The sequence below is a fragment of the Nitratireductor sp. genome, assembly GCF_017794765.1.
Taxonomy (GTDB): Bacteria; Pseudomonadota; Alphaproteobacteria; order Rhizobiales; family Rhizobiaceae; genus Nitratireductor.
Window position 1 is genome coordinate 1041200 of the sequence record NZ_CP051236.1, and the last position, 26267, is coordinate 1067466.

The 26267-nt window shown below is 61.2% G+C and carries 28 protein-coding genes; 11 read left to right on the top strand and 17 right to left on the bottom strand.

What is annotated here, in order from left to right:
• Window positions 1-48: 48 nt before the first annotated feature.
• From HF949_RS05035 to dctP, 7 genes are all read right to left on the bottom strand, one after another.
• On the bottom strand, window positions 49-633 hold the full coding sequence (locus HF949_RS05035) for a TetR/AcrR family transcriptional regulator (protein ID WP_292898679.1): 585 nt from the start codon (window positions 631-633) through the stop codon (window positions 49-51).
• A complete protein-coding gene (locus HF949_RS05040; RefSeq protein ID WP_292898680.1) occupies window positions 630-1166 on the bottom strand; it encodes a dihydrofolate reductase family protein in 537 nt (178 codons plus the stop codon). Before HF949_RS05040 ends, HF949_RS05035 begins: the two co-directional genes overlap by 4 nt.
• A gap of 87 nt (window positions 1167-1253) precedes the next feature.
• Window positions 1254-2153, bottom strand: coding sequence for a hydroxymethylglutaryl-CoA lyase (locus HF949_RS05045; RefSeq protein ID WP_292898681.1), 900 nt, complete (start codon window positions 2151-2153; stop codon window positions 1254-1256).
• Window positions 2150-3427, bottom strand: coding sequence for a hydroxymethylglutaryl-CoA reductase, degradative (locus HF949_RS05050; protein ID WP_292899996.1), 1278 nt, complete (start codon window positions 3425-3427; stop codon window positions 2150-2152). The genes HF949_RS05045 and HF949_RS05050 overlap by 4 nt, the downstream gene beginning before the upstream one ends.
• Window positions 3428-3441: 14 nt before the next feature.
• Window positions 3442-4755, bottom strand: coding sequence for a TRAP transporter large permease (locus tag HF949_RS05055; protein ID WP_292898682.1), 1314 nt, complete (start codon window positions 4753-4755; stop codon window positions 3442-3444).
• Window positions 4752-5255: a TRAP transporter small permease subunit gene (locus HF949_RS05060; RefSeq protein ID WP_292898683.1), complete on the bottom strand. Its 504-nt coding sequence runs from the start codon at window positions 5253-5255 to the stop codon at window positions 4752-4754. Before HF949_RS05060 ends, HF949_RS05055 begins: the two co-directional genes overlap by 4 nt.
• 63 nt (window positions 5256-5318) lie before the next feature.
• Window positions 5319-6353 carry a TRAP transporter substrate-binding protein DctP gene (gene dctP / locus HF949_RS05065; protein WP_292898684.1) on the bottom strand — a complete coding sequence of 345 codons (1035 nt, stop codon included), beginning with the start codon at window positions 6351-6353 and terminating at the stop codon, window positions 5319-5321.
• 128 nt (window positions 6354-6481) lie between these two features.
• On the opposite strand from dctP, the gene HF949_RS05070 reads away from it, so the two are divergent.
• The gene (locus HF949_RS05070) at window positions 6482-7891 is read left to right on the top strand and encodes an aminotransferase-like domain-containing protein (protein WP_292898685.1); all 1410 of its coding nucleotides are present in this window, start codon (window positions 6482-6484) and stop codon (window positions 7889-7891) included.
• A gap of 40 nt (window positions 7892-7931) precedes the next feature.
• Here HF949_RS05070 and HF949_RS05075 read toward each other — a convergent pair whose 3' ends face one another.
• The 3 genes from HF949_RS05075 to HF949_RS05085 form a co-directional block, all read right to left on the bottom strand.
• A complete protein-coding gene (locus tag HF949_RS05075; protein WP_292898687.1) occupies window positions 7932-9029 on the bottom strand; it encodes a M24 family metallopeptidase in 1098 nt (365 codons plus the stop codon).
• A gap of 91 nt (window positions 9030-9120) precedes the next feature.
• Window positions 9121-10707, bottom strand: a complete 1587-nt coding sequence (locus HF949_RS05080) for an ABC transporter substrate-binding protein (RefSeq protein ID WP_292898689.1) — start codon at window positions 10705-10707, stop codon at window positions 9121-9123.
• 22 nt (window positions 10708-10729) lie between these two features.
• On the bottom strand, window positions 10730-11395 hold the full coding sequence (locus HF949_RS05085) for a helix-turn-helix domain-containing protein (protein WP_292898691.1): 666 nt from the start codon (window positions 11393-11395) through the stop codon (window positions 10730-10732).
• Window positions 11396-11628: 233 nt separating this feature from the next.
• On the opposite strand from HF949_RS05085, the gene HF949_RS05090 reads away from it, so the two are divergent.
• The 8 genes from HF949_RS05090 (at window position 11629) to HF949_RS05125 (ending at window position 19135) form a co-directional block, all read left to right on the top strand.
• Window positions 11629-12705 carry an ABC transporter permease gene (locus HF949_RS05090; protein ID WP_404933913.1) on the top strand — a complete coding sequence of 359 codons (1077 nt, stop codon included), beginning with the start codon at window positions 11629-11631 and terminating at the stop codon, window positions 12703-12705.
• On the top strand, window positions 12702-13598 hold the full coding sequence (locus HF949_RS05095) for an ABC transporter permease (protein ID WP_292898693.1): 897 nt from the start codon (window positions 12702-12704) through the stop codon (window positions 13596-13598). Before HF949_RS05090 ends, HF949_RS05095 begins: the two co-directional genes overlap by 4 nt.
• Window positions 13595-14440: an ABC transporter ATP-binding protein gene (locus HF949_RS05100; RefSeq protein ID WP_292898695.1), complete on the top strand. Its 846-nt coding sequence runs from the start codon at window positions 13595-13597 to the stop codon at window positions 14438-14440. The genes HF949_RS05095 and HF949_RS05100 overlap by 4 nt, the downstream gene beginning before the upstream one ends.
• Window positions 14437-15189, top strand: coding sequence for an ABC transporter ATP-binding protein (locus HF949_RS05105; protein ID WP_292898697.1), 753 nt, complete (start codon window positions 14437-14439; stop codon window positions 15187-15189). Before HF949_RS05100 ends, HF949_RS05105 begins: the two co-directional genes overlap by 4 nt.
• 12 nt (window positions 15190-15201) lie before the next feature.
• Window positions 15202-15699 carry a GAF domain-containing protein gene (locus tag HF949_RS05110; protein ID WP_223004620.1) on the top strand — a complete coding sequence of 166 codons (498 nt, stop codon included), beginning with the start codon at window positions 15202-15204 and terminating at the stop codon, window positions 15697-15699.
• A gap of 90 nt (window positions 15700-15789) precedes the next feature.
• Complete coding sequence (gene hisD, locus HF949_RS05115) at window positions 15790-17121, top strand: histidinol dehydrogenase (RefSeq protein ID WP_292898704.1); 1332 nt, start codon at window positions 15790-15792, stop codon at window positions 17119-17121.
• A gap of 169 nt (window positions 17122-17290) precedes the next feature.
• Window positions 17291-18463 carry a transporter substrate-binding domain-containing protein gene (locus HF949_RS05120; RefSeq protein ID WP_292898706.1) on the top strand — a complete coding sequence of 391 codons (1173 nt, stop codon included), beginning with the start codon at window positions 17291-17293 and terminating at the stop codon, window positions 18461-18463.
• A gap of 93 nt (window positions 18464-18556) precedes the next feature.
• Entirely contained in the window at window positions 18557-19135 is a 579-nt protein-coding gene (locus HF949_RS05125; RefSeq protein ID WP_292898708.1) for an AAA family ATPase, read from the top strand.
• Here the strand turns inward: HF949_RS05125 and HF949_RS05130 are convergent.
• From HF949_RS05130 to HF949_RS05155, 6 genes are all read right to left on the bottom strand, one after another.
• Window positions 19092-19781, bottom strand: coding sequence for a class I SAM-dependent methyltransferase (locus tag HF949_RS05130; RefSeq protein ID WP_292898710.1), 690 nt, complete (start codon window positions 19779-19781; stop codon window positions 19092-19094). The two genes, HF949_RS05125 and HF949_RS05130, sit on opposite strands and share 44 nt — an antisense overlap.
• Window positions 19782-19788: 7 nt before the next feature.
• On the bottom strand, window positions 19789-20676 hold the full coding sequence (locus tag HF949_RS05135; protein ID WP_292898712.1) for an NAD(P)/FAD-dependent oxidoreductase: 888 nt from the start codon (window positions 20674-20676) through the stop codon (window positions 19789-19791).
• 3 nt (window positions 20677-20679) lie between these two features.
• Window positions 20680-21123, bottom strand: a complete 444-nt coding sequence (locus HF949_RS05140) for an Rrf2 family transcriptional regulator (RefSeq protein WP_292898714.1) — start codon at window positions 21121-21123, stop codon at window positions 20680-20682.
• A gap of 99 nt (window positions 21124-21222) precedes the next feature.
• The gene (locus HF949_RS05145) at window positions 21223-21618 is read right to left on the bottom strand and encodes a Fur family transcriptional regulator (RefSeq protein ID WP_292898716.1); all 396 of its coding nucleotides are present in this window, start codon (window positions 21616-21618) and stop codon (window positions 21223-21225) included.
• Window positions 21615-22436: a zinc ABC transporter permease subunit ZnuB gene (znuB, locus tag HF949_RS05150; RefSeq protein ID WP_292898718.1), complete on the bottom strand. Its 822-nt coding sequence runs from the start codon at window positions 22434-22436 to the stop codon at window positions 21615-21617. Before znuB ends, HF949_RS05145 begins: the two co-directional genes overlap by 4 nt.
• Window positions 22429-23295: an ATP-binding cassette domain-containing protein gene (locus HF949_RS05155; RefSeq protein WP_292898720.1), complete on the bottom strand. Its 867-nt coding sequence runs from the start codon at window positions 23293-23295 to the stop codon at window positions 22429-22431. The genes znuB and HF949_RS05155 overlap by 8 nt, the downstream gene beginning before the upstream one ends.
• Before the next feature lie 154 nt (window positions 23296-23449).
• Here HF949_RS05155 and znuA point away from each other — a divergent pair, with 154 nt between their 5' ends.
• Window positions 23450-24505 carry a zinc ABC transporter substrate-binding protein ZnuA gene (znuA, locus tag HF949_RS05160; RefSeq protein WP_292898722.1) on the top strand — a complete coding sequence of 352 codons (1056 nt, stop codon included), beginning with the start codon at window positions 23450-23452 and terminating at the stop codon, window positions 24503-24505.
• A 174-nt stretch (window positions 24506-24679) separates the two neighbouring features.
• Window positions 24680-25903, top strand: coding sequence for a zinc metallochaperone AztD (gene aztD / locus HF949_RS05165; RefSeq protein WP_292898724.1), 1224 nt, complete (start codon window positions 24680-24682; stop codon window positions 25901-25903).
• Between the two features lie 71 nt (window positions 25904-25974).
• Here the strand turns inward: aztD and HF949_RS05170 are convergent, their stop codons facing one another.
• Complete coding sequence (locus tag HF949_RS05170; RefSeq protein ID WP_229450304.1) at window positions 25975-26172, bottom strand: CsbD family protein; 198 nt, start codon at window positions 26170-26172, stop codon at window positions 25975-25977.
• Window positions 26173-26267: the final 95 nt, after the last annotated feature.

A 26267-nucleotide genomic window follows, 5' to 3' on the forward strand; every position in this document is an offset into this window, starting at 1 on the left:
TGGTAAGCCGCGACGCTCCTTGCAGCCGGCGTCTCCGGAGCGGGCGCGCTAGGCGGGATCACCTTTCAGAGATTTCTCAAATGCCGCCAGAAGTTCGGAAAGTCCGCATTCGAAGTCGTCGAGCATGGCTTCATTTGAGCGCTGATGCCCTGCGTTTCCATCTCGGCTGGCCACCGCGAGAGCCGCACCATGCGTATAGTCGACGAGTATGTGCGTCCAAAGCAGGGCGTTGTTGTGTCTGCTCAACAGTCGGGTCAGTTCATCGGTGATCCGCCGGGCGTGCTCCGGAAAAATGGCCGGCTGGGCAAATATCGCCAGGGTCAGTGCCGGATAATGGACAACCTTGGAGTAGTAAGCCGTGAGGAGAGCTTGCGCGCGCGCAAGCGCTTCACCCTTCTCAGGTGCGGCCACGTCCGCATAAGCACGCTCTGCCAGAGCCCTGATAAGTCCATCCCGATCTTTGAAGTGGTGATATATGGTCATGGGATTGATGCCCATGCGCGTTGCCAGAGCACGCATTGTCAAGCCGGTGAGGCCCTCGGCATGGAGTATTTCCAAGGCTTCCGAGAGAATGCGATCAGGAGAAACAGTCCTTCCGTCGGCGGGTGGCCGACCGCGCCGCCTTGCGATCACTTGATGACCTCATAGTGAGACTGAACCAGTCCGGAAGGGAAAGACCTTGTACCCTTGTGTGCGAGGGCCACATCGCGGGGACCACCGCCAAACAGAGGCCGTCCCTTACCCAGAAGGATCGGCACGCGCGTGATCACCATGTCGCTGATCATGTCGCGTTCGAGAAAGGATTGAATGACCTGCCCGCCATCCACATAGGCGCGGCGTACACCCTCGGACGTCAGCATCGCCATCGCTTCCTCAGGGGATTTGTCCGAAAAGCGCACCTTTCCGCTGAGTTCATGCGGCATGTCTTGTGGCGCAAGCCGTCTCGAAAGAACCAGCACCGGACGGTTGTAAAGCCACGCGCCCATGCTTCGGACTGCTTCATAGGTGCCACGCCCCATCACGATGACGTCGATGTCTTTTATGAAGTCGTCATAGCCATGATCTTCGTTAGCCTGGTCGTGCTTGAGCAGCCAGTCGATATCCCCGTTTTCACGGGCAATAAAGCCGTCGAGGCTGGTGGCAATGAATACGTGACCAGTGACCATTCGAAAACTCCATAATTATACGGTGTATAAATAAAGGAAGTTCCATATGTGTCAATCAGCCCGCCTGGATCTGCTCTCCCGTTCAACTCAGGAATCGGCAGAGCGCAGCGCCTTGTAGACTCTGCTTGTTGGGGCAATGCCCATCGTGTTCGCGCAGAAAGCGACGGCATCCAGCAGCGGATCGAGCGCGATGCCGGTTTTTATGCCCTGGCCATTCAGAAGATAAACCACATCCTCTGTCGCCACATTGCCTGCAGCGCCGGGCGCGAACGGGCAGCCGCCAAGGCCCCCCGCCGCCGCGTCCACGGTGCGGATGCCCAACCTCACCGCCTCCCAGACATTGGCGATACCCATGCCGTAGGTGTCGTGGAAATGCGCTGCCATCTCGTTTATCGGAACGTCGCTTGCCACCGCTTCAACCACGGCGGCGATGCGCGCAGGCGTCGCCTTTCCCAGTGTTTCGCCGAGAGCGATTTCCTGGCAACCCATGTCGCGCAGCGCTTTGGCCACCGGCGCAACGGCCGTGGGGTCCACCGGGCCGGCATAGGGACAATCGGTGATGGTGGAGACGTAGCCGCGGACGAAGACACCCGCATCGCGCGCCCGCGCGACGATGGGCGCGAACCGTTCGAGGGAGGCGGTCACGGTAGAACCGATGTTCTTCTCGGCGAAAGCATCGCTCGCCGCGGTAAAAACGGCGATGGCACGCGCGCCTTCTGAAAGCGCCTGTTCGAGCCCGCGTTCATTTGCCACCAGCACCATGTCGCCGGCGTGTCGTGAAGCGCTCACGGCCTGCATGACCTCCGCCGTGTCCGCCATGCGTGGCACACGCTTTGGCGAAACGAACGCGCCCACTTCCATCCGTGTCACGCCGGCGCTGCGCAGCCGCTCGACCAGTTCGATGCGGTGGGCGGTTTCGATATGCTCGTTGCGCGCCTGCAATCCGTCGCGGGGAGCCACCTCGACGATGGAGACCTGTGTGCTCACCGTTCGCCCCGAATGCGGTTGAGGATCTCTTCGGCCAGATCCTGTCGCACCTTGCCGAGGGCTTTGAGTTCACTTGCCACCAGATCGATCTCATTACCGACCGCACCGACCATCAGGGCGACATTCTGCGCATGCAGCGCCATATGGCCCTTTTGAATGCCGGTCGTGGCAAGCGCGCGCATAGCGGCAAAATTCTGAGCAAGACCGATGGAAACGATGATGCGTGCGAGTGCGTCGGCGGTTTCGACGCCCAGCAGTTTCAGATGGGCCTGCGCGGTCGGGTGCACCTTGGTGGCGCCGCCGATCAGGCCGACCGCCATCGGCATTTCCAGTATGCCGACCAGGTTGCCGTCCTTGTCCTTTTCCCAGCGCGACATGGAGCGATAGCGGCCCTCGCGTGCGGCATATGCATGTGCGCCGGCCTCGATCGCGCGGGTGTCGTTGCCGGTCGCCAGCACGACAGCGCTGACGCCGTTCATAATGCCCTTGTTGTGGGTCGCCGCGCGGTAGGGGTCCGCATCGGCAAAACGATAGGCGGAAAGCATATCGTCGCGCACCTGCGCGCCGCCGATCTCGTCGAGTGTCCACACCGCGCGTGCACGCGCTACGCGACGGTCTGCCAGATTGGTAAGAATGCGCAGCAACGTCCGGGCGCCGGTCCATTCGGCGAGCCTTGGGGCAAGCGCCTCGGCCATGCTGTTGACCGCATTGGCGCCCATCGCGTCGCGCGTGTCGACGATGATGTGCACGATGGTCATAGGCCCTTCGTCGCTGTCGATGACGCGCACGTCGATGTCGCGGAAACCACCGCCGAATTTGACGAGAAGCGGATCGGTTTCGTTGCAGATCGCCCGGATTTCATTGATCTTCTCATAAACCTTGAGACGGACATTCTCGGGGTCGCTTGCGCCGAGAAGCTGGATCTGCGCGGCCATGACGGGTCCGCTGCCCGATGTGAAGAAGCCGCCGGTGGAACGGCATCGCTTGGCCGCGTTGCAGACGGCGGCCACGACGGAGGATTCTTCTGTCGCCATCGGCACCAGAACTTCGCGCCCGTCAACGATCATGTTGGTGGCGATGCCCACCGGGATGGCCATGGTGGTGATGGCGTTTTCGACGAGACGATCAGCAAGCTCGATTTGTCCCTCGGCTGCTGCCGCGAGGTTCGATAAGGCCTCGTTGCCGAGCTGCGCCTGTCGCGCAACGGCCTGAAGCCGCTCCGCAGGTGTCATCTTGTGAAGGCCTTCAATACGGGACGATTGGACGTCGCTCATCATGTGTCCTGTGGTTACTGAATCATGGTTTTGGGAAGCCAGAGCACAAGCTCCGGGAACAGTGCGCAGATCAGGATGCCGAACGCCTGGAGCAGCATGAACGGGATGATGGCCCGATAGACCGTCCCCATGCCGATCCCGGCCGGCAAAACGCCTTTCATGTAGAAGAGCGTGTAGCCGAAGGGCGGCGAGATATAGGCCATCTGCGCGGAAACGAGGAACAGAATGCCGAACCAGAGCCGGTCGAAATCCAGAAAGTCGATGACCGGCAGGAAGACGGGTACGCAAAGGAGGATGATGCCGATCTCGTCAAGGAACATGCCGAGAAAGAACAGGATCGCCAGCATGACGGCCAGAACGATCCAGCGATTGGCCTCCATGTCCTGAATGAAGCCGAGCAGGAAGTCGGCACCGCCGGTGCCGGTGAAGATCGCGACAAAGGCCCGCGCGCCGATGGTGATCCAGAGGATCATGGTCGTGACCTTGACCACATCCATGCCGACCCCGCGCAGCAGTTCCCAGCCGAAACGGCGCTCGATCAGGGCGGAAACGAAGGCCAGCGCCACACCCACGGCGGCAGCTTCGGTCGGTGTGGCAATGCCCATATAGATGGTGCCCAATACGCCGACGATGATCAGCATTGGCAGGATGAGCGACTTCAGCGCCGCGATGCGCATCGCCCAGGTGATGTCTTCATTCTCTTCCGGGCGCGGCGCAATAGTCGGGTTGAGTGCGGCCCGCAGCACGATGTAACCGATGTAAAGCGAGGCGAGCAGAAGGCCGGGCACCACGCCGGCGATGAACATCTGGCCGATCGAGGCTTGTGCGGTGACGGCATAGACGATCGTGATGACGGAAGGCGGAATAAGGATACCGAGTGTGCCGCCGGCGCAGATCGTTCCGATGGCAAGTTCCGGCTGGTAATTGCGCTTGAGCATGGAGGGCAGGGCGAGCATCCCCATGGCGGCCACGGCCGCGCCGACAATGCCGGTCATCGCCGCGATGATCGTGCAGATGGCGATGGTGCCGACGGCAAGCCCGCCGGGCAGGCGGCGCGACCACAACTCCATTGCCTTGTACAGACTTTCGATCACGCCGGAACGCTGCAGCACACTGGCCATCATGACGTAGAGCGGAATGGCGAGCAGCGATTCCGACTGCATCGTGTCGAAGAGGTTGAGGACGGTAACAGAGAGGGCTGCCGGTCCCCAAAGGGTGATCGTGAAGACAAGGGCGAGCGCGCCCAGCGTGAAGGCGAGCGGAAGGCCGGTCAGAAGAAGCCCGACCAGGCTTGCGAACATGATGACCAGAACGAGTTCGGAGCTCATGGGCGCGCCTCCGCGCGTGCATCATTGCGCAGGGCCGACACTGCCTCGACCAGCGCCTGTGCGCACAGCATGACAAACGCGAAGGGCACGACAAATTTCAGCCACCAGATGGGTGGGTTCCATGCAGAAAAGCTTGTCTCTCCAAGCGACCAGGCGTTTATTGCCAGTGGCCAGCTCACGGCCGCGAAAACTGCCGCGAAAATGGCGATCACGAGAAAGGCGAAGACATCGAGCATGCGGCGCGCCGGTGCGGGAGCCTTCTCGCTCACAATGTCGACCGCCACATGGCCGCGCAGATGCAGAAGGTAAGGTCCGGCCAGCATGAAATGGGGGCCGAAGACAAGCGTGCTCGCTTCCATGGCCCAGACGGTGGGCGCATCAAAAGCATAGCGCGCGATCACCTCGTAGAGGAGCATCGGCACGACCGCGAAGATGATCACCGCGGCGACAACGAAAAGAACCCGGTTCACACCGGTGACAAAGGCGCAAACTGCCTGCATGGAACTGATATTCAGCCTGGGGTTGGTAGCGGGCGGCGTTTTGGCCGCCCGCCTGATACAAGGTCAGATGAGACCGAGCGACTGCATGAAGCCGATCTGGCTGTCGACGATCTTTGTCGCCAGCGGATCTTCCTTCGTCGCAGCTTTCCAGGAAACAACCGCCTTGGAACGGGCCTCGGCCACATCCGCCGGGTCGAGATAGATCACCTCGACCCCCTGTTCGCGGTATTTGTCGAGCACCTGGCTGTTCTGCACGATGATGCGCTGGCGCAGGGACCCGGAAATCTCGCGGGCCGCGACGGCGAGAGCCGCCTTGTAGTTGTCCGGCAATGCGTCATATGCCGCCGAATTCGCGACGTAGCTGGTCGCCGTGGTCGGCTGGTGGACACCGGGTAGAATGATGAATTTCGCGACTTCTGCGAGACCGGCCTCATAGTTGGCCGTGAGGTCGCCGCGGTCGGCGAAGTCGATCAGGCCCTTTTCGAGGCCGGAATAGACTTCCGCCGTCGCCATCGGCGTCACCGCCACACCGAGATCCCCCATCACGGCGGAGGCGAGGCCGACAAAACGGCCCTTCTTGCCGGCCATGTCTGCAATGCTCTCGATCTTGACGGTCGAATGCATCGGCTCTTCGCCATAGACAGTTGGCGCGACGTAGGTAAGACCGGCCTTGCCATAGGCTTCACGGGCCATGTCCAGGCCGCCCAGTTCATAGAACCAGGCTTCATACTGGTCGGGGTCCGGGAAGCCGAACGGGATGGTCGAGGTAAAGGCAAAGGACGGAATTTTTCCGGCTTCATAGCCGTCAAAAGTCTTCATCATCTGAAATGCGCCGCTGCGGACCGCATCGAAGGCCTGATTGGCCGGCACGAGTTGCCCTGCCGAGAAAAGCTTGATGTCGAACTTTCCTCCGGTAAGTTCGGCAACACGCTCGACGAACTTCTTCTCGAACTCAAAGGGTGTGGTTCCGCCGTCCCACAGCGCTTGCATGCGCCATTGCACGGACTCCTCTGAGCGTGCCACTGCCGGCATTGCCAGCGTTGCTGCGCCACCCAATGCAGAAGCCGTCAGAAAACGGCGCCTCTTCAAATCTGTCATTGCTTCCTCCCAAGACAGCAAGTTTGATCGTAAACCCAAATTGTCATAAAATTAATTGGGACAATCAAGGGACAGTTTGGCCCAAATTGGCGATGACTGTCCCGGTAATGTAAATGGGACAATACGCGATGACCGCAGCCGATACACGCCTCTCCCGTGTCGATCGAATTGTCCAGCAGGTGAGTGGGCTGCTCGCCGCCGGTGCCTATAAGTCGGGTGAACGGTTGCCCTCCGTGCGCCAGGCTGCCCGGGAGCATGGCGTTTCCAAGAACACCATGGCGGAAGCCTATGACAGGCTCGTTGCACGGGGGCTTCTTGAGGCGCGTCCGGGGTCTGGCTATTACGTTGTCCAGTTTCAGCTCGACCGGCCTTCGCCTCCCGCCCCGCATGTTGCTGCGGCGGTGGACGTGGTTTCTCTCCTGCGGGAGCAGCTTGACCAGCACTATGAGGTGCGGCCGGGTGATGGCAGGCCGCCGGCATCGTGGATGGAGGGCGCGGAACTCAAACGATACTTTTCCAGCTTCAGGACGGCAGACGTCGACACGGTGGATTTCGGTTATGGCAGTTCCTGGGGGTATGCGCCCCTGCGCGAACGTCTGCGTGTCTTGCTTCTGGAGCGGTCGATCACCGCCCAGCCCGACGGGCTTCTCCTCACGCACGGGATCAATCACGGGGTCGACCTGATCATCCGGCATCTCATTGAGCCGGGCGATACGGTGTTTGTCGATGATCCGGGCTATTACCCGCTTTTTGCAAAGTTGACGCTCGCCAAGGCAAAGATCATCGGCATCTCCCGTGGTCATGACGGGCCGGATCTGGAGGACCTGGCAGCGAAGCTGGCGCTTCACAGACCAAAGGTGTTTTTCACCCAGTCGCTGGCGCACAACCCCACCGGCAGCACCTTGTCCCCGGCGGTTTCGTTCGGCCTCATGCAACTTGCCGAGCGCTGGGGGTTTTTGCTCGTGGAGAACGACGCTCTGGCCGATATTCTGCCCGCGACACTGCCGCGCCTCGCATCCCTCGATCAGCTCAACCGGGTTCTGTATGTCGGCACCTTCTCGAAAACGCTTTCAGCCAGTCTGCGTTGCGGCTTCGTCGCCGGCCATCCCGCGATCATTGGCGCTCTTGGTAATCTGAAAATGCTGACCACGGTGGCCACCTCCGACTATGTCGAGCGTTTCGTGTTTCATCTCATCCAGGGCGGCCAATATCTGCGGCATCTGCGAAAGCTGAAATCACGTGTCGAGGAAGCGCACAAGACCTCGCTTGCGCGGCTCGAGGGGCTGGGGCTGACGGTCCGCAAGAGTGTCTCGCCGGGTTTTTATCTCTGGGTGGAGTTTCCCGATTCAATTGACGAGATGGCGCTGTGCCGCGCGGCTTCGGAAGAAAGCATTTTCCTTGCGCCCGGCAGCGTCTTCCGTCCGGGAAGGCCGGCGAATGGCAAGGCGGCGATCCGGGTGAATGTTGCCTATGGCGCGCATCCGCGCTTCCTTGCCTTTCTGGCGGAGCAATTGAGAAACGCGCCCCGGGGGGGCTAGAGGCGCGTCAGGTAGAGTGGCAGGGGGCTGTCCCGCGGAGCTAACCCCGGATCTGCACCGTCCGTGGCATGTCCGAGAGGATCTCCGCACCGTCGGCACGCAGGATGACGATCTCTTCCAGCCTGAGCCCGAATTTTCCGGGCAGGTAGATACCGGGCTCGATGGAAAACACCATGCCTTCGTCCAGAATGGTCCCGGAGGTGGCGGTCAGGTAGGGCGGCTCGTGAATGTCGATGCCAAGCCCGTGGCCGGTGCGGTGGGTGAAGTATTCGCCATAGCCGGCTTCCGTGATCACGTCGCGCGCGGCCTTGTCGATGGCCTTTGCGGTGACACCGGGCTTGGCTGCATTCAACGCTGCGGTGACCGCCCGCTCCACGATGGCATGGACCTTCTCAAACTCCGCATCGGGCTTTCCATAGAAGCCAACGCGCGTCATGTCGGAGGGGTAGCCGTCCAGCCGCCCGCCGGTGTCGATCAGCACCGCATCGCCTTCTTTCAGCTTCGTCGCGCCGGTGTGGTGATGCGGAAAGGCGCCATTGCCGCCAAAGCAGACGCTGGTGAACACCGGCACCGCACCCGCCGCCTTGTAGACGTCGCGGATCGCGGCGGCCACTTCCAGCTCTGTGATGCCCGGCTTCAGCGCATCGAAACCGGCCATGGCGGCCCTGTCGTTCAGCACCGCGCTTGCCTTCAGGCGTTTGTACTCGTCTTCGTCCTTGCGGGCGCGCAGATGGCCGACCGTGTCGTCGGTGAAACGGCGCTTTGCGCCCGGCAGCGCGTCGAGCAGAAGCAGCGCGAAATCGGCGCGCATCGTCTCGTCGATCACGACGCTCGGGGCCTCCGGCAGGTTCGATGCCTTCAGAAGCTCCGCAAGCGCGGCGTCCGGGCCGTCATCGTCGCGCCAGGGGAAGAATGGCAGGTCGGTCTTCTGGCGCGAGCTGTCGACATTGAGCGCGGGCATCAGGAAGCCGGCATGATCCTTCGAGACCAGCAGCATGACGGGGCGTTCGTCACCATGCGGATCGAGGCCCGCCACATACATCATGTGGCTAGACGGGCCGATGGCGACGAGATCGGTGCCGGTTTCGCGCATGCGTTCGCGCAGGGCCTCAAGCCGCCGGTTGGAGGTGGTGGACATGGACAAACTCCAGAAATGAGAGAGAGAGGCGCTTTGAAAAGAAAAGAGGCCGCCACGACTGGCGGGACGGCCTCGGATGCTATGGCGTTTGTCAGTCTTTCGTGACGAGCCGGTAGTAGACGAAGTCGGAGGTGGCGCCGTTGACATAGCCGTTCACCTTCTTGTCCATCGCCACCTGGTAGGCGGCCTGGAACATGATGATGATCGGTGACTTGGCCTGCACGTCCTTCTGCAACTCGACGTACATCGCATTGCGCGTGTCGGCGTCGGATTCGGCAAGAGCTGCCGCCGTGCGGTCGTTCATCTCTGCCGGCACGGCCCAGGCGTTCCGCCACGTGGTGGTGGCCTGGTAGTTGTCGTCGGAATTGTCGCGGTTATAGGCGAATGCCTTCGCGTTGGAGTGCGGATCCATGAAATCCGGACCCCAGTAGAGCAGCATCGCCTCGTGGCTGCGCTCACGGTACTTGGTGATGACCTGCGAGCCCGTGCCGGGGATGATGTCGAAATTGATGCCGGCTTCCGCAAAGCTCGCCTGCAATGACTGCGCCATGTCGGTGAACGGCGTCGAGTTGATGACATCGAGCGTCACGTTGATCGGCGTTTCCACACCGGCATCGGCGAGGATCTGCTTCGCCTTCTCCGGATCGTAGGTGTAGGGCGTTTCGTCATAGGAGCCGGGGAAGCCCTTCGGCCAGAAGGCCTGGTGGATCTCCATCTGTCCCTTGAGGAAGCTTTCGGTCATGCCCTCGTAGTTGACGAGGTAGCGTGCGGCCTCCCAGACCGCTTCGGGCTGCAGAGCTTCCGTCTTCTGGTTGAAGGAGACGAAATGCACGGCGGCCTGCGGATAGGTCTCGACCTTGATGTTTTCGGCGCTGATGCCGTTGATCTGGTCCGGCGTCAGGTTGCGGGCCATGTCCACATCGCCCGACTGAAGCAGAAGCTGCTGGGTTGCTGCTTCCGCCACGTGACGGATGATGACGTTCTCGACCTTCGGCGCACCCTTGAAGTAGTCGGCATTGGCGCCCATGCGTACCAGCTCGCCGGGGCGATAGGCCGTCAGCTTGAACGGGCCGGAACCGGCGGAGTTCGAATTGAGCCACTTGTTGCCCATGTCGCCGTTTTCTTCATGCTCCATGACCGTCTTTTCATCAACGATGGAAGCCGGGCGGGCGGCCAGAACGTTGAGCACGAAGGCAGGCGAGAAGTCGCCCTCGTATTTCACGACAACCCTGTTTCCGTCGACGGTGACCATCTGGTCCACATTCTCCGCCGTCCAGCCGAGCTGGGCGAGGATGAAGGCAGGGGTCAGGTTCAGCTTGATGACGCGGGCAAAGGAAAACGCCACGTCTTCCGCGCGCACCGGGTTGCCCGAATGGAAGGTCGCGCCGTCGCGCATGGTGAAGGTGATGGTCTTTGCTTCCGCATCGGCTTCCCACTCGGCTGCAAGGCCGGGAGCGAGCACCGTCGGGTCTTCGGCGTCGTACTGCACGAGGCGGTCATAGATGTTGGTGACCAGCTCGCCCGACGAGAACTCGTAGGCCTGAGCGGGATCGATGGCGACGATGTCGTCGATGTTCTGCGCGACGACCAGCACATTGTCCGGCGTGGCTGCGAGCACATGCTGCGAAAGCGGCATGGTGAGGGCGGCGGCAAGGAGCGCCGTTTTGAAGAGCTTCATCTTGTTCTCCTCCTTTTCTGGATCAGGAATTGCTCTTGGTTTTTCTTGGTGGTTTGCCGGAGGCCTTGTCCGGCGAAACCAGTTCGATGCGATTGTTGGCCTGGCCATTGGCGCTGAACACGGTCAGCGTACCGGTCCACAAAAGGCGGGCCGGCATATCGGTGGTGTTCTTCCAGGCATGCGGGGTGTTGCCGCGATAGTGCAGGCTGTCCCCGGCCTTCATCACCATTTCCTCTCCGTCGAGATACTGGGTGATGGTGCCTTCGAGAATGTAGATCAGCTCTTCGCCTTCATGGCTCACCGTCTCTGACGAATAGCCCGGCGGCACTGTCAGCACGAAGGAGGAAAGCTGGCTTCCGGGAAACTCTGTCCCGAGCCGCTCATAGATGATCGAGGAGCCGGCAATTGAGAATTGCTGGCGGCTTTCAGCCCGCGTCAGCCCGTCCTCGGCGCGGGGCTGGGCGACGAAATAATCGAGCCCCACACCCAGCGCGCGGGCAATGCCGGCAAGCGAACCGAGCGTCGGCGTGGCGTTGTCGCGCTCCACCTGGCTCAGATACCCAACGGAGAGGCCTGAAGCCTTGCCGAGCTGTTGCAGGGTGAGGCCGAGCTGCCGGCGGCGGGCGCGTATCAGCACACCAATTCTGGTGTCTACATCGGGCGTGGCACGGGCCGGCTGCGTACTCAAAGATTTTTCCCCCACAAAAATTTTTTTGATGTAACCAGATTTTTTTGTATGATCCAAGCTCTTTTTTGGAGGTATTGCAGGGCGCGAGACGAGCTTTGGCGCCGCAAAACCGCATGAAATCAGAGTGTTGGCTTCTTGGTGGTGCGTGCGCCGCCTTGCAGGTCAGCCAGGGGAGAGGGGCGCGCTTTTGGGGCATCCATTCAACGAAGCAGCAGCCAGAGAGCGAAAAAGCCATGGCGTTTGAACCATCCGCAGGGGCTGCCACCGCCCGCATGGGCATGCTGGCCGGCCGTGCCTTCGAGGGCGTTGCGAGCGTTCTGCGTTTCGCCATCGTCGTCGCCGGCACTTTTCTCGGCCTTCTGGCCATCACCTTCTTCATCGGTCGTGTCGTGCCGATCGATCCCGTGCTTTCGGTCGTTGGCGACCGGGCGACACAGGAAGTCTATGAGGCAGCGCGTCAGGCCATGGGCCTCGACCGCCCGCTCATCGTGCAGTTCTTTTCCTATGTGGGCGACGTTCTGACGGGCGATCTCGGCATGTCGATCTCCACCGGGCGCCCGGTGGTCGACGATCTGGCACGCGTTTTCCCCGCGACGCTGGAAATGGCCACCATCGGCATCATCATCGGCGTCGTATTGGGCGTGCCCATGGGCGTTGTCGCCGCCACGCATCAGGGCAGCTGGATCGACCAGGTCATCCGCGTGCTCGGCCTGCTCGGCTATTCGGTTCCTGCCTTCTGGCTCGGCCTTGTAGGTCTCGCCGTGTTCTATGCCGGGCTCGGCTGGGTTGCCGGTCCCGGCCGCGTCGATATCTTCTATGACGGCCTGCTCGATCCCGTGACCGGGCTCTATCTCATCGACAGCGTGATCGCCGGCGAGTGGGACATTTTCTGGAACGCGCTCGACCACCTGATGTTGCCGGCATCGATCCTCGGCTTCTTCTCTTTGGCCTATATCGCCCGCATGACGCGCTCCTTCATGCTCGACCAGCTCGGGCAGGAATATGTGACGACCGCGCGGGTCAAAGGCGTATCGGAGCGCCGCGTCATCTGGCGGCATGCGTTCTATCCGATACGCATCCAGCTCATCACCGTGATCGGCCTGTCCTATGCAGCACTCCTGGAAGGATCGGTCATGATCGAGACCGTGTTCTCGTGGCCGGGCATCGGTAATTATCTCACGACCGCGCTTCTGACCGCCGACATGAACGCCGTTCTCGGTGCGACGCTGGTGATTGGCGCTGTCTTCATCATGATCAACAAGATTTCCGATGTGCTTTACCGCATCCTCGACCCGAGGGCACGCCGATGATTGACTGGCTTCTCGACGATTCGCCCGCCTCGCGCCTGCAGGCCAATATGGGCCGCGCATGGCGCGTCTGGACCGCACTGTTGCGCAATCCGCTCGCCGTTGTCGGCGCGCTGATCGTGCTGGTGCTGGTCGTCATGGCGATCTTCGCGCCGCTGATTGCACCCTACTCCCCCGTTGGGCAGGATCTCGCAAACCGCCTCATGCCGCCCTCCGCCGAACACTGGATGGGCACGGATGAGCTTGGCCGCGACATCTATTCACGCGTCGTCTACGGGGCGCGCATTACGCTTCTGATCGTCACCATGGTGGCCGTCATCGCCGCCCCCATCGGCCTCGTGGTCGGTGCGGTGTCCGGCTATTTCGGCGGCTGGGTCGACCGCGTCCTGATGGGCGTGACCGATATCTTCCTGTCGATGCCGAAGCTCATTCTGGCGCTTGCCTTCGTGGCAGCACTCGGGCCGGGCATCGAAAACGCCATCATCGCCATCGCCATCACCGCATGGCCGGTTTATGCGCGCATCGCTCGCGCCGAGACGATCACCTTTCGCGATTCGGAGTTCATCTCGGCGGTCAGGCTGCAGGGCGCTTCGGCAACGCGCGTCATCCTGCGTCATGTTCTGCCGCTCTGCGCGTCCTCGACCATCGTGCGCGTGACGCTCGACATGGCGGGCATCATCCTCACCGCAGCGGGCCTCGGCTTCCTTGGCCTCGGGGCGCAGCCGCCTTTGCCTGAATGGGGGGCGATGATCTCGCGCGGGCGCAACTTCATCCTCGATCAGTGGTGGGTCGCCACCATGCCCGGCTTTGCGATCATCCTTGTCAGCCTCGGCTTCTGCTTCCTGGGCGATGGTCTGCGTGACGTGCTCGATCCCAAGCAGGGAGAAAAGCAATGAGCGCACCGCTGCTTGAAATCGAAAACCTGACCGTCACCTTCCCCACATCCCGCGGACCGGTCGACGTGGTGAAGGGCATTTCCTTCTCGCTCGGCCGCGAGCGTCTGGGCATCGTCGGCGAGTCCGGTTCCGGCAAGTCGATGACGGGTCGCTCCATCCTGCGGCTCATTCGCAAGCCGGGCCGCGTTGCGGCGGACCGGATAACCTTCGACGGCATCGACCTTCTGTCGCAGAGCGAACGGCAGATGCGCGAGCTTCGCGGCGCGCGCATCTCCATGGTGATGCAGGACCCGAAGTTTTCGCTGAACCCGGTGATGACCATCGGCGAGCAGATCGGCGAGGCGCTGCTCACCCACAGGAAGCTGCCGCGCAGCGAGCTGAAGGCGCGGGTGCTTTCCATGCTGGAAGCCGTGCGCATCAATGAGCCGGAGCGGGTGGCGAACCTCTATCCGCACGAGGTGTCCGGCGGCATGGGCCAGCGCGTGATGATTGCGATGATGCTCATCCCCGAGCCCGACCTTCTGATCGCCGACGAGCCGACGTCGGCGCTCGACGTTTCGGTCCAGGCGCAGGTGCTCGACATTATCGACGATCTCGTGACCGGCAAGGGCATGGGGCTGATCCTCATCAGCCACGATCTGAACCTCGTCTCGCGCTATTGCGACCGCATCCTCGTGATGAACAGCGGCGAGATCGTTGAATCGTGCAAGGCCAGCGATCTCAACAAGGCGACGCACCCCTATACAAAGGGCCTACTTGCGGCCATGCCGCGCATGGACGAGGAGCGCGACGAACTGCCGGTGCTCGACCGAAGCACCTGGACCACGGGAGCCGGCACATGAAGAACGCCGCCATTCATCTCGAAAACCTGTCGATCAGCTACGGCACGACGCCGGTGGTGTTCGATGTCGATTTCTCGGTGTCCGAGGGCGAGAGCTTCGCGCTGGTTGGCGAGTCAGGTTCCGGCAAATCGACCATCCTCAAGGCGATCAGCGGGCTTGCACCCGACTGGAGCGGTCGCATCTCCGTGCTCGGAAAGCCGCGCGGCCACAAACCTGACCGGGAATTCGCAAAAACCTGCCAGATGGTGTTTCAGGATCCGTATGGATCGCTGCATCCGCGCAAGACGGTGGACGATTGCCTGGCCGAGCCGCTTGCCGTGCACGGTATCGGCGGGCGCGACACGCGTGTGAAGGACATGCTCGACGCGGTCGGTCTCGACCAGCGTTTCCGCTTCCGCTTTCCGCACCAGCTTTCGGGCGGCCAGCGGCAGCGCGTGGCGATTGCCCGTGCGCTGATGCTGGAACCGCGCGTGATGCTGCTCGACGAGCCCACCTCGGCGCTCGACGTCTCGGTGCAGGCGGAAATCCTCAACCTCCTGAAGAAGCTGCGCCGCGAGCAGGGGCTCACCTATCTGATGGTGACCCACAATCTGCCCGTGGTCTCCTTCCTCTGCGACCGGATGGCGGTCATGCGTCATGGCCGCGTTGTCGAGATCGCGGAGGTGGATGCGCTGAAGACGGGTCGGCTTTCCGATCCCTATTCGCGCGAACTCTACGCCGCCAGCGGCGGCACGCTCCAACCCGCATAACAGAGACTGAAAATGACCGACTACACCGGCCCGCTGGCCGAATTCGACCGTGCGCTTTCACGCGCCACGACCCCGGATGCACCCTTCGATGCGCTTCTGGAGCTGACGCGTGCCGTGGTCGGCACGAAGCTGTTCACCTTCATGACCGCCGACATGAAGACGGAAACGGCAAGCCGTTCCTACACCTCGCATCCGGAAGAATATCCCGTCTCCGGCACCAAGCCGATCCATTATGACCGCTGGTTCGAGACCGTGCACAAAAAGCGCGAATGCTTCGTCGCCAACACGCTGGCCGACATCGACACCGTGTTCCCCGACGCCACGCTGATCGGCAAGCTCGGCTGCGGTTCGGTCATCAACCTGCCGGTGGTGCTGGGCGATACGCTGGTCGGCACCGTCAACATGCTCGATGTCGAGCACCACTACACGCCCGAGCGTGTGGCGCTGGCGAAGGCCTGGCTCTCGGTGCCGGCAAAGGCAGCCTATCTCGCCAGCCGGGCTTTGGGCTAAGCCGTTTCCCACCTTTGCCTCGGGAGAAAATAGGGTATACGTGCCGCGGGCGGCGAAGCCGCCTGTCGCACAACCCGAGGAAGAGCAAAGATGTCGAACCGCGTTGCCTGGCATGAATTGTCCAAACTGTCCGCTGACGAGCGTAGGACGCTGCTGACGCGAACGGAAGACGATCTCACCCATTTCCTCGAAAATGTCGCCCCGATCATCGACGCGGTTCGAGAAGAGGGCGATACGGCTCTATCCCGTTTTGCGCGCCTGTTCGACAAGGCACAGGTGGAGCCTCACGAGATCGCGGCGACGGAAGACGATTTCGATGCCGCCTTCAGGGCGCTCGATCCAGAAATGATCGAGACGCTGGAATTCTGCGCCGACAATATCCGCCGTTTCCACGAGGCACAGCGGCCGCAGGAAATGTGGATGAAGGAAATCCGCCCCGGCGTTCTGGTCGGAGAACGGGCCACGCCCATCGACAGCGTTGCGCTTTATTCGCCGCGCGGCAAGGGCACCTTCCCTTCGATGACGCTCATGACGGCGATCCCCGCCGTGGTGGCCGGAGTGCCCCTGCCCATCGTGCTCACACCGCCCGGACCCGATGGCAAGGTGGATGCCGCAACGCTGGTTGCCGCGCGCATTGCCGGCGTCAGGCACGTCTACAAGGCCGGTGGTGGCCAGGCCGTCGCCGCCGCCGCCTATGGCACGGCTACGGTGCCGCGTTGCGCCAGGTTCGAGGGGCCGGGCAGCCCGTGGATCGCCGCTGCCAAGCGTCTGCTGCAAGGCCAGATCGCCTCGCGCCTTCCCGCTGGTCCTACAGAAAGCATCGTGCTTGCCGACGAGACAGCTGATCCCGAAATCGCAGCGCTCGATCTCTTGGTCGAGGCCGAACACGGCAGTGACAGCTCCAATTTCCTGGTCACCTGGTCGCGCGACGTGGCGGAAAAGGTGCGCGATGCGCTGCCGAAATACTGGGCCGAGATGAATGCCGAGCGCGTGCGCTATTCTTCCGATGTTCTGGGTGGAACGAGCGGTGGCATCGTGCTCGCGGACACGCCCGAACAGGCGTTCGACTTCATTAATGACTACGCACCGGAGCATTTGCAGATCCTCTCGAAGACGCCGTTCGAATATCTGTCTCGGGTCCGCAACGCGTCCGAAATCCTGCTTGGTGAATATGCACCGGGCTCCATGGCCAATTACGCGATGGGCCCCAACGCGGTTCTGCCCACCTCCGGCATGGCGCGTGCGCACTCGCCGCTTGGCGTTCATGATTTCATGAAAACGGCGTCCATTGGCCATGTGACGGCGGAAGGTTATGCCGAATTCGCCCCCCACACCCTGCGCTTTGCCCGCTATGAAGGTTTCGACGCGCATGGAAACGCGGTGACCAGGCTCAGGAACAATCACGTGGAGAAGAAGGGGTAGAGCAGGCGCTTCGGCAGCCAAGCTGTTGGCTGAACCGGCTTCGGAACGCTTCTGTGGACGTCATGAACTGCCCCGGCCCGGCAACAAACGGCAAAAACCGATTGTAAAGGTCTCCGGGTCATCCTCACTGCATCCCGTGGATTAACACCGGTACAAACAGGAGGGGTTGATGTATTGGAGGGGCGGCCATCCGTTTCAATACTGCGCAGTTGACGAGGCGGTCAGAACGTTGCTTCGCAAAGCGCTATGGCTGGTCCGGTATTGCCTGCTCCCGGTTCTGCTGTTGGTGCAGCCTGTTGTTGCGCAGGAGCCTGCCCCGGAAATCGTCCCCCAAGCTGAGATCGCCTCCCAAACTCAGATAGGCATCTTTCAAAGTCCTCCCTTTGTTTCCGGCACAGCCGGCCATTATGAGGGGATGGCTATTGAACTCTGGGAAATGGTGTCTACGGAACTTGGGCTGACGCCACGTTACACAGCCTATCCAACCCTGCGCGAACTGGTTACGGCGGTCAGTAGTGGTGAGGTCGATGCTGCGGTCACCAATCTCACCATTACCCGGCGGTGTGCCGAGGCAGTTTCATTCAGCCAGCCCTGGTATGATTCGGGGATGCGCATCATGGTTCCCGACGAGGGAACGTCCAGCTTTGGAAGCGTCGTGTCGGGCTTGCGCAATGCGGGCCATCTACGTGCCTACGCATGGCTGGCGTTGGTGATCGTGGTGTCCACCATTCTGTTGACCCTGTTCGACCGCCGTTTCGACAAGGATTTCCCGCGTCGATGGCGGGAAGGGATCGCAGAGAGTTTCCATCATGTGATGTCCATTGCCACCACGGGCAAGGCTTCACGAAAAAACCTGTTTGGTTGGGTGGGGCGGATCTGGTCCGCTCTCTGGCTGGTCTGCGGCGTGGCGGTTGTTGCATATATTACATCGTCCGTAACGAGCGTCATGACCGCCGTTTCTCTCGAACAGCAGATTGATTCCCTGGCCGATCTTCCCGGGAAAACCACAGGTGTCATTGCCGATAGCTCGGCTGAGGACTATCTCGCCGAACTCGGCATTGCGACACGACCCTATAAAGACCTCGACGCAGCGGTTGCGGCGATGAAAAGCGGCCGTGTGGATGCGATCGTCGGCGATGCTCCCGTGCTGGAATATCATGCGCACCACAATCCGGACGACCAAATGACGGTGGTGGGCAGTCTCTTCCACCCCGACAAATATGGCTTCGCTTTCCCCCACGATAGCGCATTGGCGCGGGAGGTGACGCTCAAGATACTCGCATTGCGGGAAAGCGGAGAATTGGAAGAACTGCGCCTCAAATATTTCGGCAGCACTCCCTAGGTCGGCCGGGCCTTATTGTGCGCATCCAACGGGGTTGACATTGCCAGGAGCAAGGCGCATTTCAGCCGCCCCGCGCAACTCACCGGTGATCCCATGCAGCCTCTTGCTTCGCTCGGCGAGCGGATTGTCATTCTCGGCCCGTCCAACGCTGGAAAATCAACGCTGGCTGTCGCCCTGTCCGCAAAACTCGGTTTGCCGGCGGTTCATCTCGATCAGTTGCAACATCTGCCCGGCACCGACTGGCAACCGCGGTCGGAGGCCGAGTTCAAGGCTCTGCATGATGCAGCAATCGAAAAAGACCAATGGGTGATGGAGGGCAATTATTCCCGCCTCATGCCGCAGCGGCTGGCCCGTGCCACCGGCATCATTCTCATCACATCCAGTCCGTGGCTGCGCATCGGTCGATATCTGAAGCGCACCCTGATCAACCGGGCTGATCGCGCCGGGCATCTTGAAGGTGCCCGGGACAGCATCAAGTGGGAGATGATCCACTGGATCCTCGTCAAAACCCGCGGCAGCGACAAAAAATATGCGGAAACTGTCCGTGCCTCGGCTCTTCCGGCAATTGAATGCCACACGGCCCATGCACTGAACGAACTTTACCGCGTCTGGGGACTGTCTTCTTCGGTCATGAAACCGGAAGCGCGCGGCATACCCAACCCCGGAAGCTAAAGGCCGCATAGAACAGCTCCACATCTCCAAAGCCCGCTTCCTGAAGCAGGGCTTCGTCTTCTTCGGGTGGCAATGCCGGCAAGCTTTTTCGCATGGCTTCGATCTGCGCCATGACCCGGTTTGACGCTTCCCCCGATGCGGCGTGAAAGCGGGCATTGCGCCTTAGCCATCGTTCGCCGGCAGATGTATCGATGGGAAAGGAGTGATGCGCCACGACAAGAGGTGCTCCGGGTTTGAGCCGGTGGTGCAGTGCCCGTAACGTGTCGAGCCGGGCTGCGCGCGGCAGGAAGTGAAGGGTTAGGAAACAGGAAGCCCCGTCGAAACGCTTCTCGGGTGCATCCTCGATGTAGCCGTGGTGGAAGGTCACCCGCTTTTGGAGATCGCCAAGCGTGGTATGGGCCAGCGCCAGCATATCGGCGGAGGGGTCAATTCCATCGAAGCGCCAGCCGGGATAAGCGCGAGCGAAGTTGCGTAACTCCAGCCCGCCACCCGCGCCGAGGACGAGAACCCGTCCGTACTGAGGAACGTTCTCCGCCAGAAGAATGCCTGCCATGCGGTGCATGTCGGCGAGGCCCGGCACCTGCCGCGTCACGCGCTCCTCATACCCTTCCACCGGAGTAGTGGCTGTCATGCGTGAAGGAGGCATGTATGTCCTATCCGGGCCAGACCAGCGAGCGGTGAACCTGTGCGCCGGCCATCGCCCCGTCCGCCACGGCAAGCGATACGGAATGCGGCGCCAGCGCGACATCGCCACAGGCAAAGACGCCGGGAATGCTGGTTTCCTTGGATGCATCCGTTTTGATTTGCGTCCCCATGGGCGTCTCCTGAAGCGCGCAGCCGAGCGCCACCGGAAGGTCGCTTGCAGGCTCTACACGCGGCGCGACAAAGAGACCGGAAAAGGAGAGCTTCCGACCATCTGTAAGTTCCACATCCGCTTGCCCGGCAATCCGTGAAATTCCGGCGGTTTCGATGTTCACGCCGCGCTGTACGAGCCGGTCGCATGTTTCAGCGTCCAGCGTCAGCGCATCGTTGGGCAGGAAGGTGACGGCCCCCCACTCGGTCAGAAGCTCTGCCTGATGGGCAGACATCGCCCCGCTGCCGATCACGCCGATACGGCCCCGGTTCAACTCATAGCCATGGCAATAGGGGCAATGGAAAATGCTCCGGCCCCAGCGCTCCGCGATACCTTCGATGGCCGGCAGATGATCCCGCACACCTGTTGCAAGGATCACGCGGCGGCCGGGGTGGTGCGCTCCATCAGCACATTCGACCACGAAATGGTCGCGTTCTCCGGAAACGGCAGTAGCGTTTCCGGTTACAACGCTGATTGTGGAATAGGCTTCAAGCTGCCGCCTGGCTTCGAGTGCGATCTCCGCCGCGCCGGCACCGTCGCGGCTCAGGAAACCGTGGGAGTGGTTGGCGGTTCTGTTTCGTCTTTGGCCCGCATCCACGATCAGAACCCTGCGTCGTGCTCTTGCAAGCTGAAGTGCTGCAGCCATGCCTGCATAGCTGCCGCCGATGATGATGACATCCTGATCCATCGTCTAGCGTCCTTGTTTTCGGTGCTCGGCGTATCGGCGCGAGAAATCGGCGGCGAGATCGGCGAGCGAAATTTCTGAAAAGCGTTCCAGAAGCAGCGCTTCTGCCTTGATGAACGTGTCGTCGAGTGCTGCGTTGACTGCCTGTTCCACCAGGCATTCGGGCGTCTCGTTGCGGTTTCCAATCGCAAAGAATGCCGGTTCCCCAAGGGCTGAATGGAGCTGGCGCAGCGTCACGGTGCTAAGATCGACCGCAATACGCCATCCGCCAGCATGCCCGCGATCCGACGTCACGATCCCTGCTTCGCGCAGAAGCCCCATTGTACGCCGCACCACGACGGGATTGGTGCGCAGACACTCGGCAAGCTTGTCGGATGTCATTGGTCCGTCCTCTTCGGCCATGTGAAGAAGCGCGTGCAGAACAGAGGAAAGGCGGCTGTCTCGTTTCATGTAACTTATGTAGTTACGATTCGAGGCGCGCGTCAAGAAGCGGGATCTGAAATACGTTTAGAAAATGTTTGAAGACGTGAGCAGCTTGTGTGACGGAGATCAGGCCTTGCCCACACACCCGCCACAATTTCCGCGGATCTCGATCGTCGTCTTGGCCGGTCTGAAACTGTGCGCGCGCGTCCAGCCGTCGAGCCGGTCCTTCACCACCTCGTCGGAGAATTCTTCCACCTTGCCGCAGGTCTCGCAGATGGCGAAGGCGATCAGTTCCTGCTGATGGCAGTTCGGGTGTGCACAGGCGACAAAGGCGTTGAGACTTTCGAGCCGGTGCACCAGTCCCATCTCCGTCAGCTTGTCGAGCGCGCGATAGACCTGCAGCGGCGCGCGCAGCCCGTCATCGCGCAGCCGGTCGAGGATCGTGTAGGCACTGAGCGGCGCCTCGGCGCCCGACAGCGTTTTCATCACCAGCGTCTGGTTACGGGTCAGATCGGCACTCATGGTTTGGTCTCCGCAGAGGACGTTTCCGTTTTCAACACGGGCGAGGGCGCGAGGCTGAGCACAAAGAGCACGAGCGCCGCCACCACGATGGACGGACCCGAAGGTGTATCGAATTGCAGCGAGGCCGTCAGCCCGCCGGCCACCGAAATTGCGCCGATCAACGCGGCAAGCGCGGCCATGATTTCGGGACCGCCCGCAAAGCGGCGCGCAGCTGCGGCCGGGATGATCAGCAATGCCGTGATGAGAAGAATGCCCACCAGCTTCATGGCAATGGCAATCACGGCTGCCATCAGCAGCATGAAGATGAGTCGCGAGCGTTCTGGCCGTAGCCCTTCGGCCTGAGCGATATCGGGATTGACGGTCGCAGCCAGCAATGGTCGCCAAAGCCAGACGAGCAGGGCAAGAACGATGGCGCCGCCGCCATAGATGATCGCGATATCCGTCTTCGATACGGCGAGGATGTCGCCGAACAGGAACCCCATAAGGTCCACCCGCACCCAGGTCATGAAAGCGACCATGACAAGACCGAGCGCAAGGGTTGAATGCGACAGGATGCCGAGCAGAGCGTCCGTGGAAAGCGCGCGACGGCGTTCCAGAAGGATAAGCGCCAGCGAGGCAAGTGCAGCCACCAGAAAGACGCCGACCATGAGATTGATCTCCATCACCAGCGAGAGCGCCACGCCCAGCAGCGCGGAATGCGCCATGGTGTCGCCGAAATAGGCCATGCGCCGCCAAACGACGAAACAGCCGAGCGGACCCGTGACAAGGGCAAGCCCGACACCGGCTACAAGCGCACGGATGAAGAAATCGTCAAGCATCACGGCCTCCATTTGCCGGCGTCTCGGCGGCCTCATGGTCGTGGTGGTGACCGTCATCCTTGTGGCAGTGCGCGGTTATCGTCCCATCGGCATGGCGCACACGGCCATCGGCCAGATGCGTGTGGTCATGATGGTGGCGATAGAGCGCCAGCGATTCTGCCGCGCGTGTGCCGAACAGTTTTCTATATTCGGGACTGTCCATCACGCTTTGCGGTTCCCCGCGGCAACACACATGGCCGTTAAGGCAGATCACCGTATCGGTGTCGGCCATCACGATGTGAAGATCGTGCGAAATCATCAATATGCCGCAACCGGTCCGGTCCCTGATGTCGCGGATCAGTTCGTAGAGCGCCACTTCCCCGGTAAAATCCACGCCCTGTACCGGCTCATCGAGTACCAGAAGATCAGGCTTGCGCAGCATGGCCCGCGCCAAAAGCGCACGCTGGAACTCGCCGCCCGAAAGCGCCGCCGCCTGACGTCCCGCCAGATGCGCCACACCTGCTGCCTCGAGGGCCGTAGTAATCTCGCTGCGGCTTGCCGGTGCCGTCAGTGTCATCAGCCGCTCCACGCTGAGGGGCAGCGTCCAGTCGAGCGCCACTTTCTGCGGCACGTAGCCGATAGTCAGGCCTTCCGCGCGATGCACATGGCCTTCGCTCGGTTCGATAATGCCGATTGCCGTCCTGGCCGTCGTGCTTTTCCCGGATCCGTTGGGACCGATGAGCGTGACGATTTCGCCACGGCGGACCGCAAGGTCAACGCCGCGTACCAGCCAGCGCCCACCGCGGTTGACGCCGGCATTGTGCATCTCCACCAGCGTATCGCTGGATGGTTGAGCGCGTGGTTTTGATTTTTCCAGCATGTGATTTTTTCCGACTTGTCAGCGGATATGGCACACGTTATAGCGTAACGCAAGGATATGTAATGTCATAACATTCAAGCCAATCCGGACCCGATGGTCTGAGTGTTGTGGCTGCGCATCCATCTGTTCGTTCGACATCTGACAGGAGCCAGCCATGAGATCGTTTCGCCTCTTATTCGCCGCCGCCGCATCCTCCCTCGCGCTGCTGGCGCCAGCCGGCGTTGGTGGCGCTGCAGCGGTCGGCCAGGCAGTGGTGGCTTCCATCAAGCCGGTGCACTCCCTGCTGGCCGGCGTGATGGAGGGCGTCGGCGATCCGCAGCTCATCCTGCAGGGCGCGGGCTCGCCGCATACCTATTCCATGCGCCCGTCCCAGGCGCGCATGCTCGCTGGAGCTGATGTCGTTTTCTGGGTTGGGCCCAACATGGAAGTTTTTCTGGCGAAACCTCTTGAAACCCTGGCCAGTGGGGCAAAGCTGGTGACGCTCTCCGAAAGCGAAGGCATCACACTGCTCGACATGCGCGAGGGTGGTGCGTTCGAGGCGCATACCCATGGCGATGAAGGCGATCATGAAGATCATGAGGCGTATCACGACCACAAAGATGGCCATGATCATGAGAAGGATGAGAAGGAGCATGCCCATGAGGGCGGGGCTCAGGATCACGGAGCACATGAAGGCCACGATCACCATGACCATGGTCCGGACGCGCATATCTGGCTTGATCCCGAAAATGCAAAAGTCATCGTCAATGCCATTGCCGAGACGCTGAGCGAAACCGATGCAGAGAATGCATCGACCTACGCAGCCAACGCGGCGAAGCTGAACGAGCGCATCGACGCGTTGAGCGCCGAGATTGCGGAAGAACTCGAGCCTGTCAGGGATCGCCCCTTCATCGTTTTCCACGATGCCTATCAGTATTTCGAGAAGCGCTTCGGTCTCGCCGCTGCCGGTTCCATCACCGTCAGCCCGGAAGTGATCCCCGGAGCACAGCGCGTCGATGAGATCCGCACAAAGGTAGGCGAGCTCGACGCCGCCTGCGTTTTCGCCGAGCCCCAGTTCGAGCCGCGTCTTGTAGAGGTTGTCACCGAAGGCACCAACGCCAGATCCGGTGTTCTCGATCCGCTTGGCGCCGAGATCGCCGATGGCCCGGATCTCTACTTCGAGCTGCTGCGCGGCATGGCGGCGTCTTTCAAGAACTGCCTCGCCAGATAAACGGTAAGCCAGCGACCCGCGAGCTAAGCCGCAGTGCGTCTCTGGCGCGGGCTCCAGAGCTGTTGTCAGTCTGCCCGCCAAGCACGCTGACCTGGCTGCCACGGCAGGCCTTCTAGACAAGACCAGAACTCTCACAACCAAAATTGTAATGTTATAACAAAAAGGAGAATTGGAATGCGACCGTTCAGTTACCTCATGAAAACGGGCGCGCTCGCCCTTGGCACGGCGCTCGTCGCATTGCAGCCCCTTCACGCAGATGAAAAGGAAGTCTGGCGGCTTTTCATCGCCGACCACAGCGAACCGGTCTTGCGCGCACTCGACGCGGAGAAGGGCGCGGTGCTTGAAACCTTCCCGCTCGAGTCTCCCGCGCGCCTCTATGCCACTGAAAGCAATGAAACCGTTTTCGCCGTCCAGCGCGACGCCAACACGATTACCGCCTTTTCCACTGGCATTCACTTCGATGATCATGGGGATCATGCGGATATGGAGGTCACCGAGCCCAAGGCGCTGGAAGGCTCCGTAGATGGCGATCGGCCGGTGCATTTCGTGGCGCATCATGGCGAGATAGCACTCTTCTTCGACGGCGAGGGGGTTGCGCGGCTGGTTTCGGAAAAATCCATCTCGGAGGGAAAACCCGATATCCGGGAAATCAGGACTCCGGCCCCTCATCACGGCGTTGTCATCCCCTATGGCGCACACGCGATCGCAACGGTGCCCAACAGCAAGGACCCGAGCGAACTCCCGGAGGGTGTTCAGGTGGTGGATGCAAAGGGCGCAGCCATCGGCGAGCCCGCTGCCTGCCCCGGTCTGCACGGTGAGGCCACCTCCGGCAACATCACGGCAATCGCCTGCGACACCGGTCTTCTTCTCATCACGGGCGGCCGCAACGATGTCCCGAAAATCCGCCACATGGCCTATTCCGATGGTCTGCCGGATGATCTCAAGGTCTCCACGCTCGCCGGTGGCAAGGCGTTGCAGTACTTTCTCGGAAACTTCGGCAAATCTAACCTCGTGTTGATCGACCCGGAAGACGAAGATGCCTTCCGCCTGATCGAGCTGCCGGTTCGGGCTGTCCACTTCGTGGTTGATCCAGTAAGGCCCAAATTCGCCTATGTCTTCACAGAGGATGGCAAGCTCAACCGCATCAATGTCCTGTCCGGCAAGATCGACCAGTCGCTTGAGCTGACGGCGCCCTATTCCATGGACGGGCACTGGTCCGACCCGCGCCCGCGCATTGCCGTCACCCATGACGAGATCATGGTCACCGACCCGCTCAAGAGCGTTGTCCATGCCATCGATGCGGCAAGTTTCGAGAAGGCCCGCGACATCGCGGTGGAAGGCATGCCCTACAATATCGTCGCGGTTGGCGGTTCTGGCGAAAGCCACGAAAATCACTGATTGTGGCCAGCCTCTCAAAAACAAGCCCCGCTGTTTCCGGCGGGGCTCTTCGTATTCATGCCAGGGTTCGATCAGTGGCGTGAAAGCCAGTCGTCGATCTCGCGCTCGGCCTCTTCCTCGGCCTTGCCATAACGTTCCTGCAGCTTGCCGGCGAGCTCTTTTCGATTGCCGCGAACGACATCCAGGTCATCATTGGTGAGCTTGCCCCACTGCTGCTGGACCTTGCCCTTGAACTGTTCCCAATTGCCTTCGATCTGATTCCAATTCATGTCGGTATTCCTTCCGCATTTGAAAGGAGTGCACTCCGGTTGAGGTCATCGGCCTAGGTGCCTCGATAATGCATGAACAATGATGTGGTTCCCGC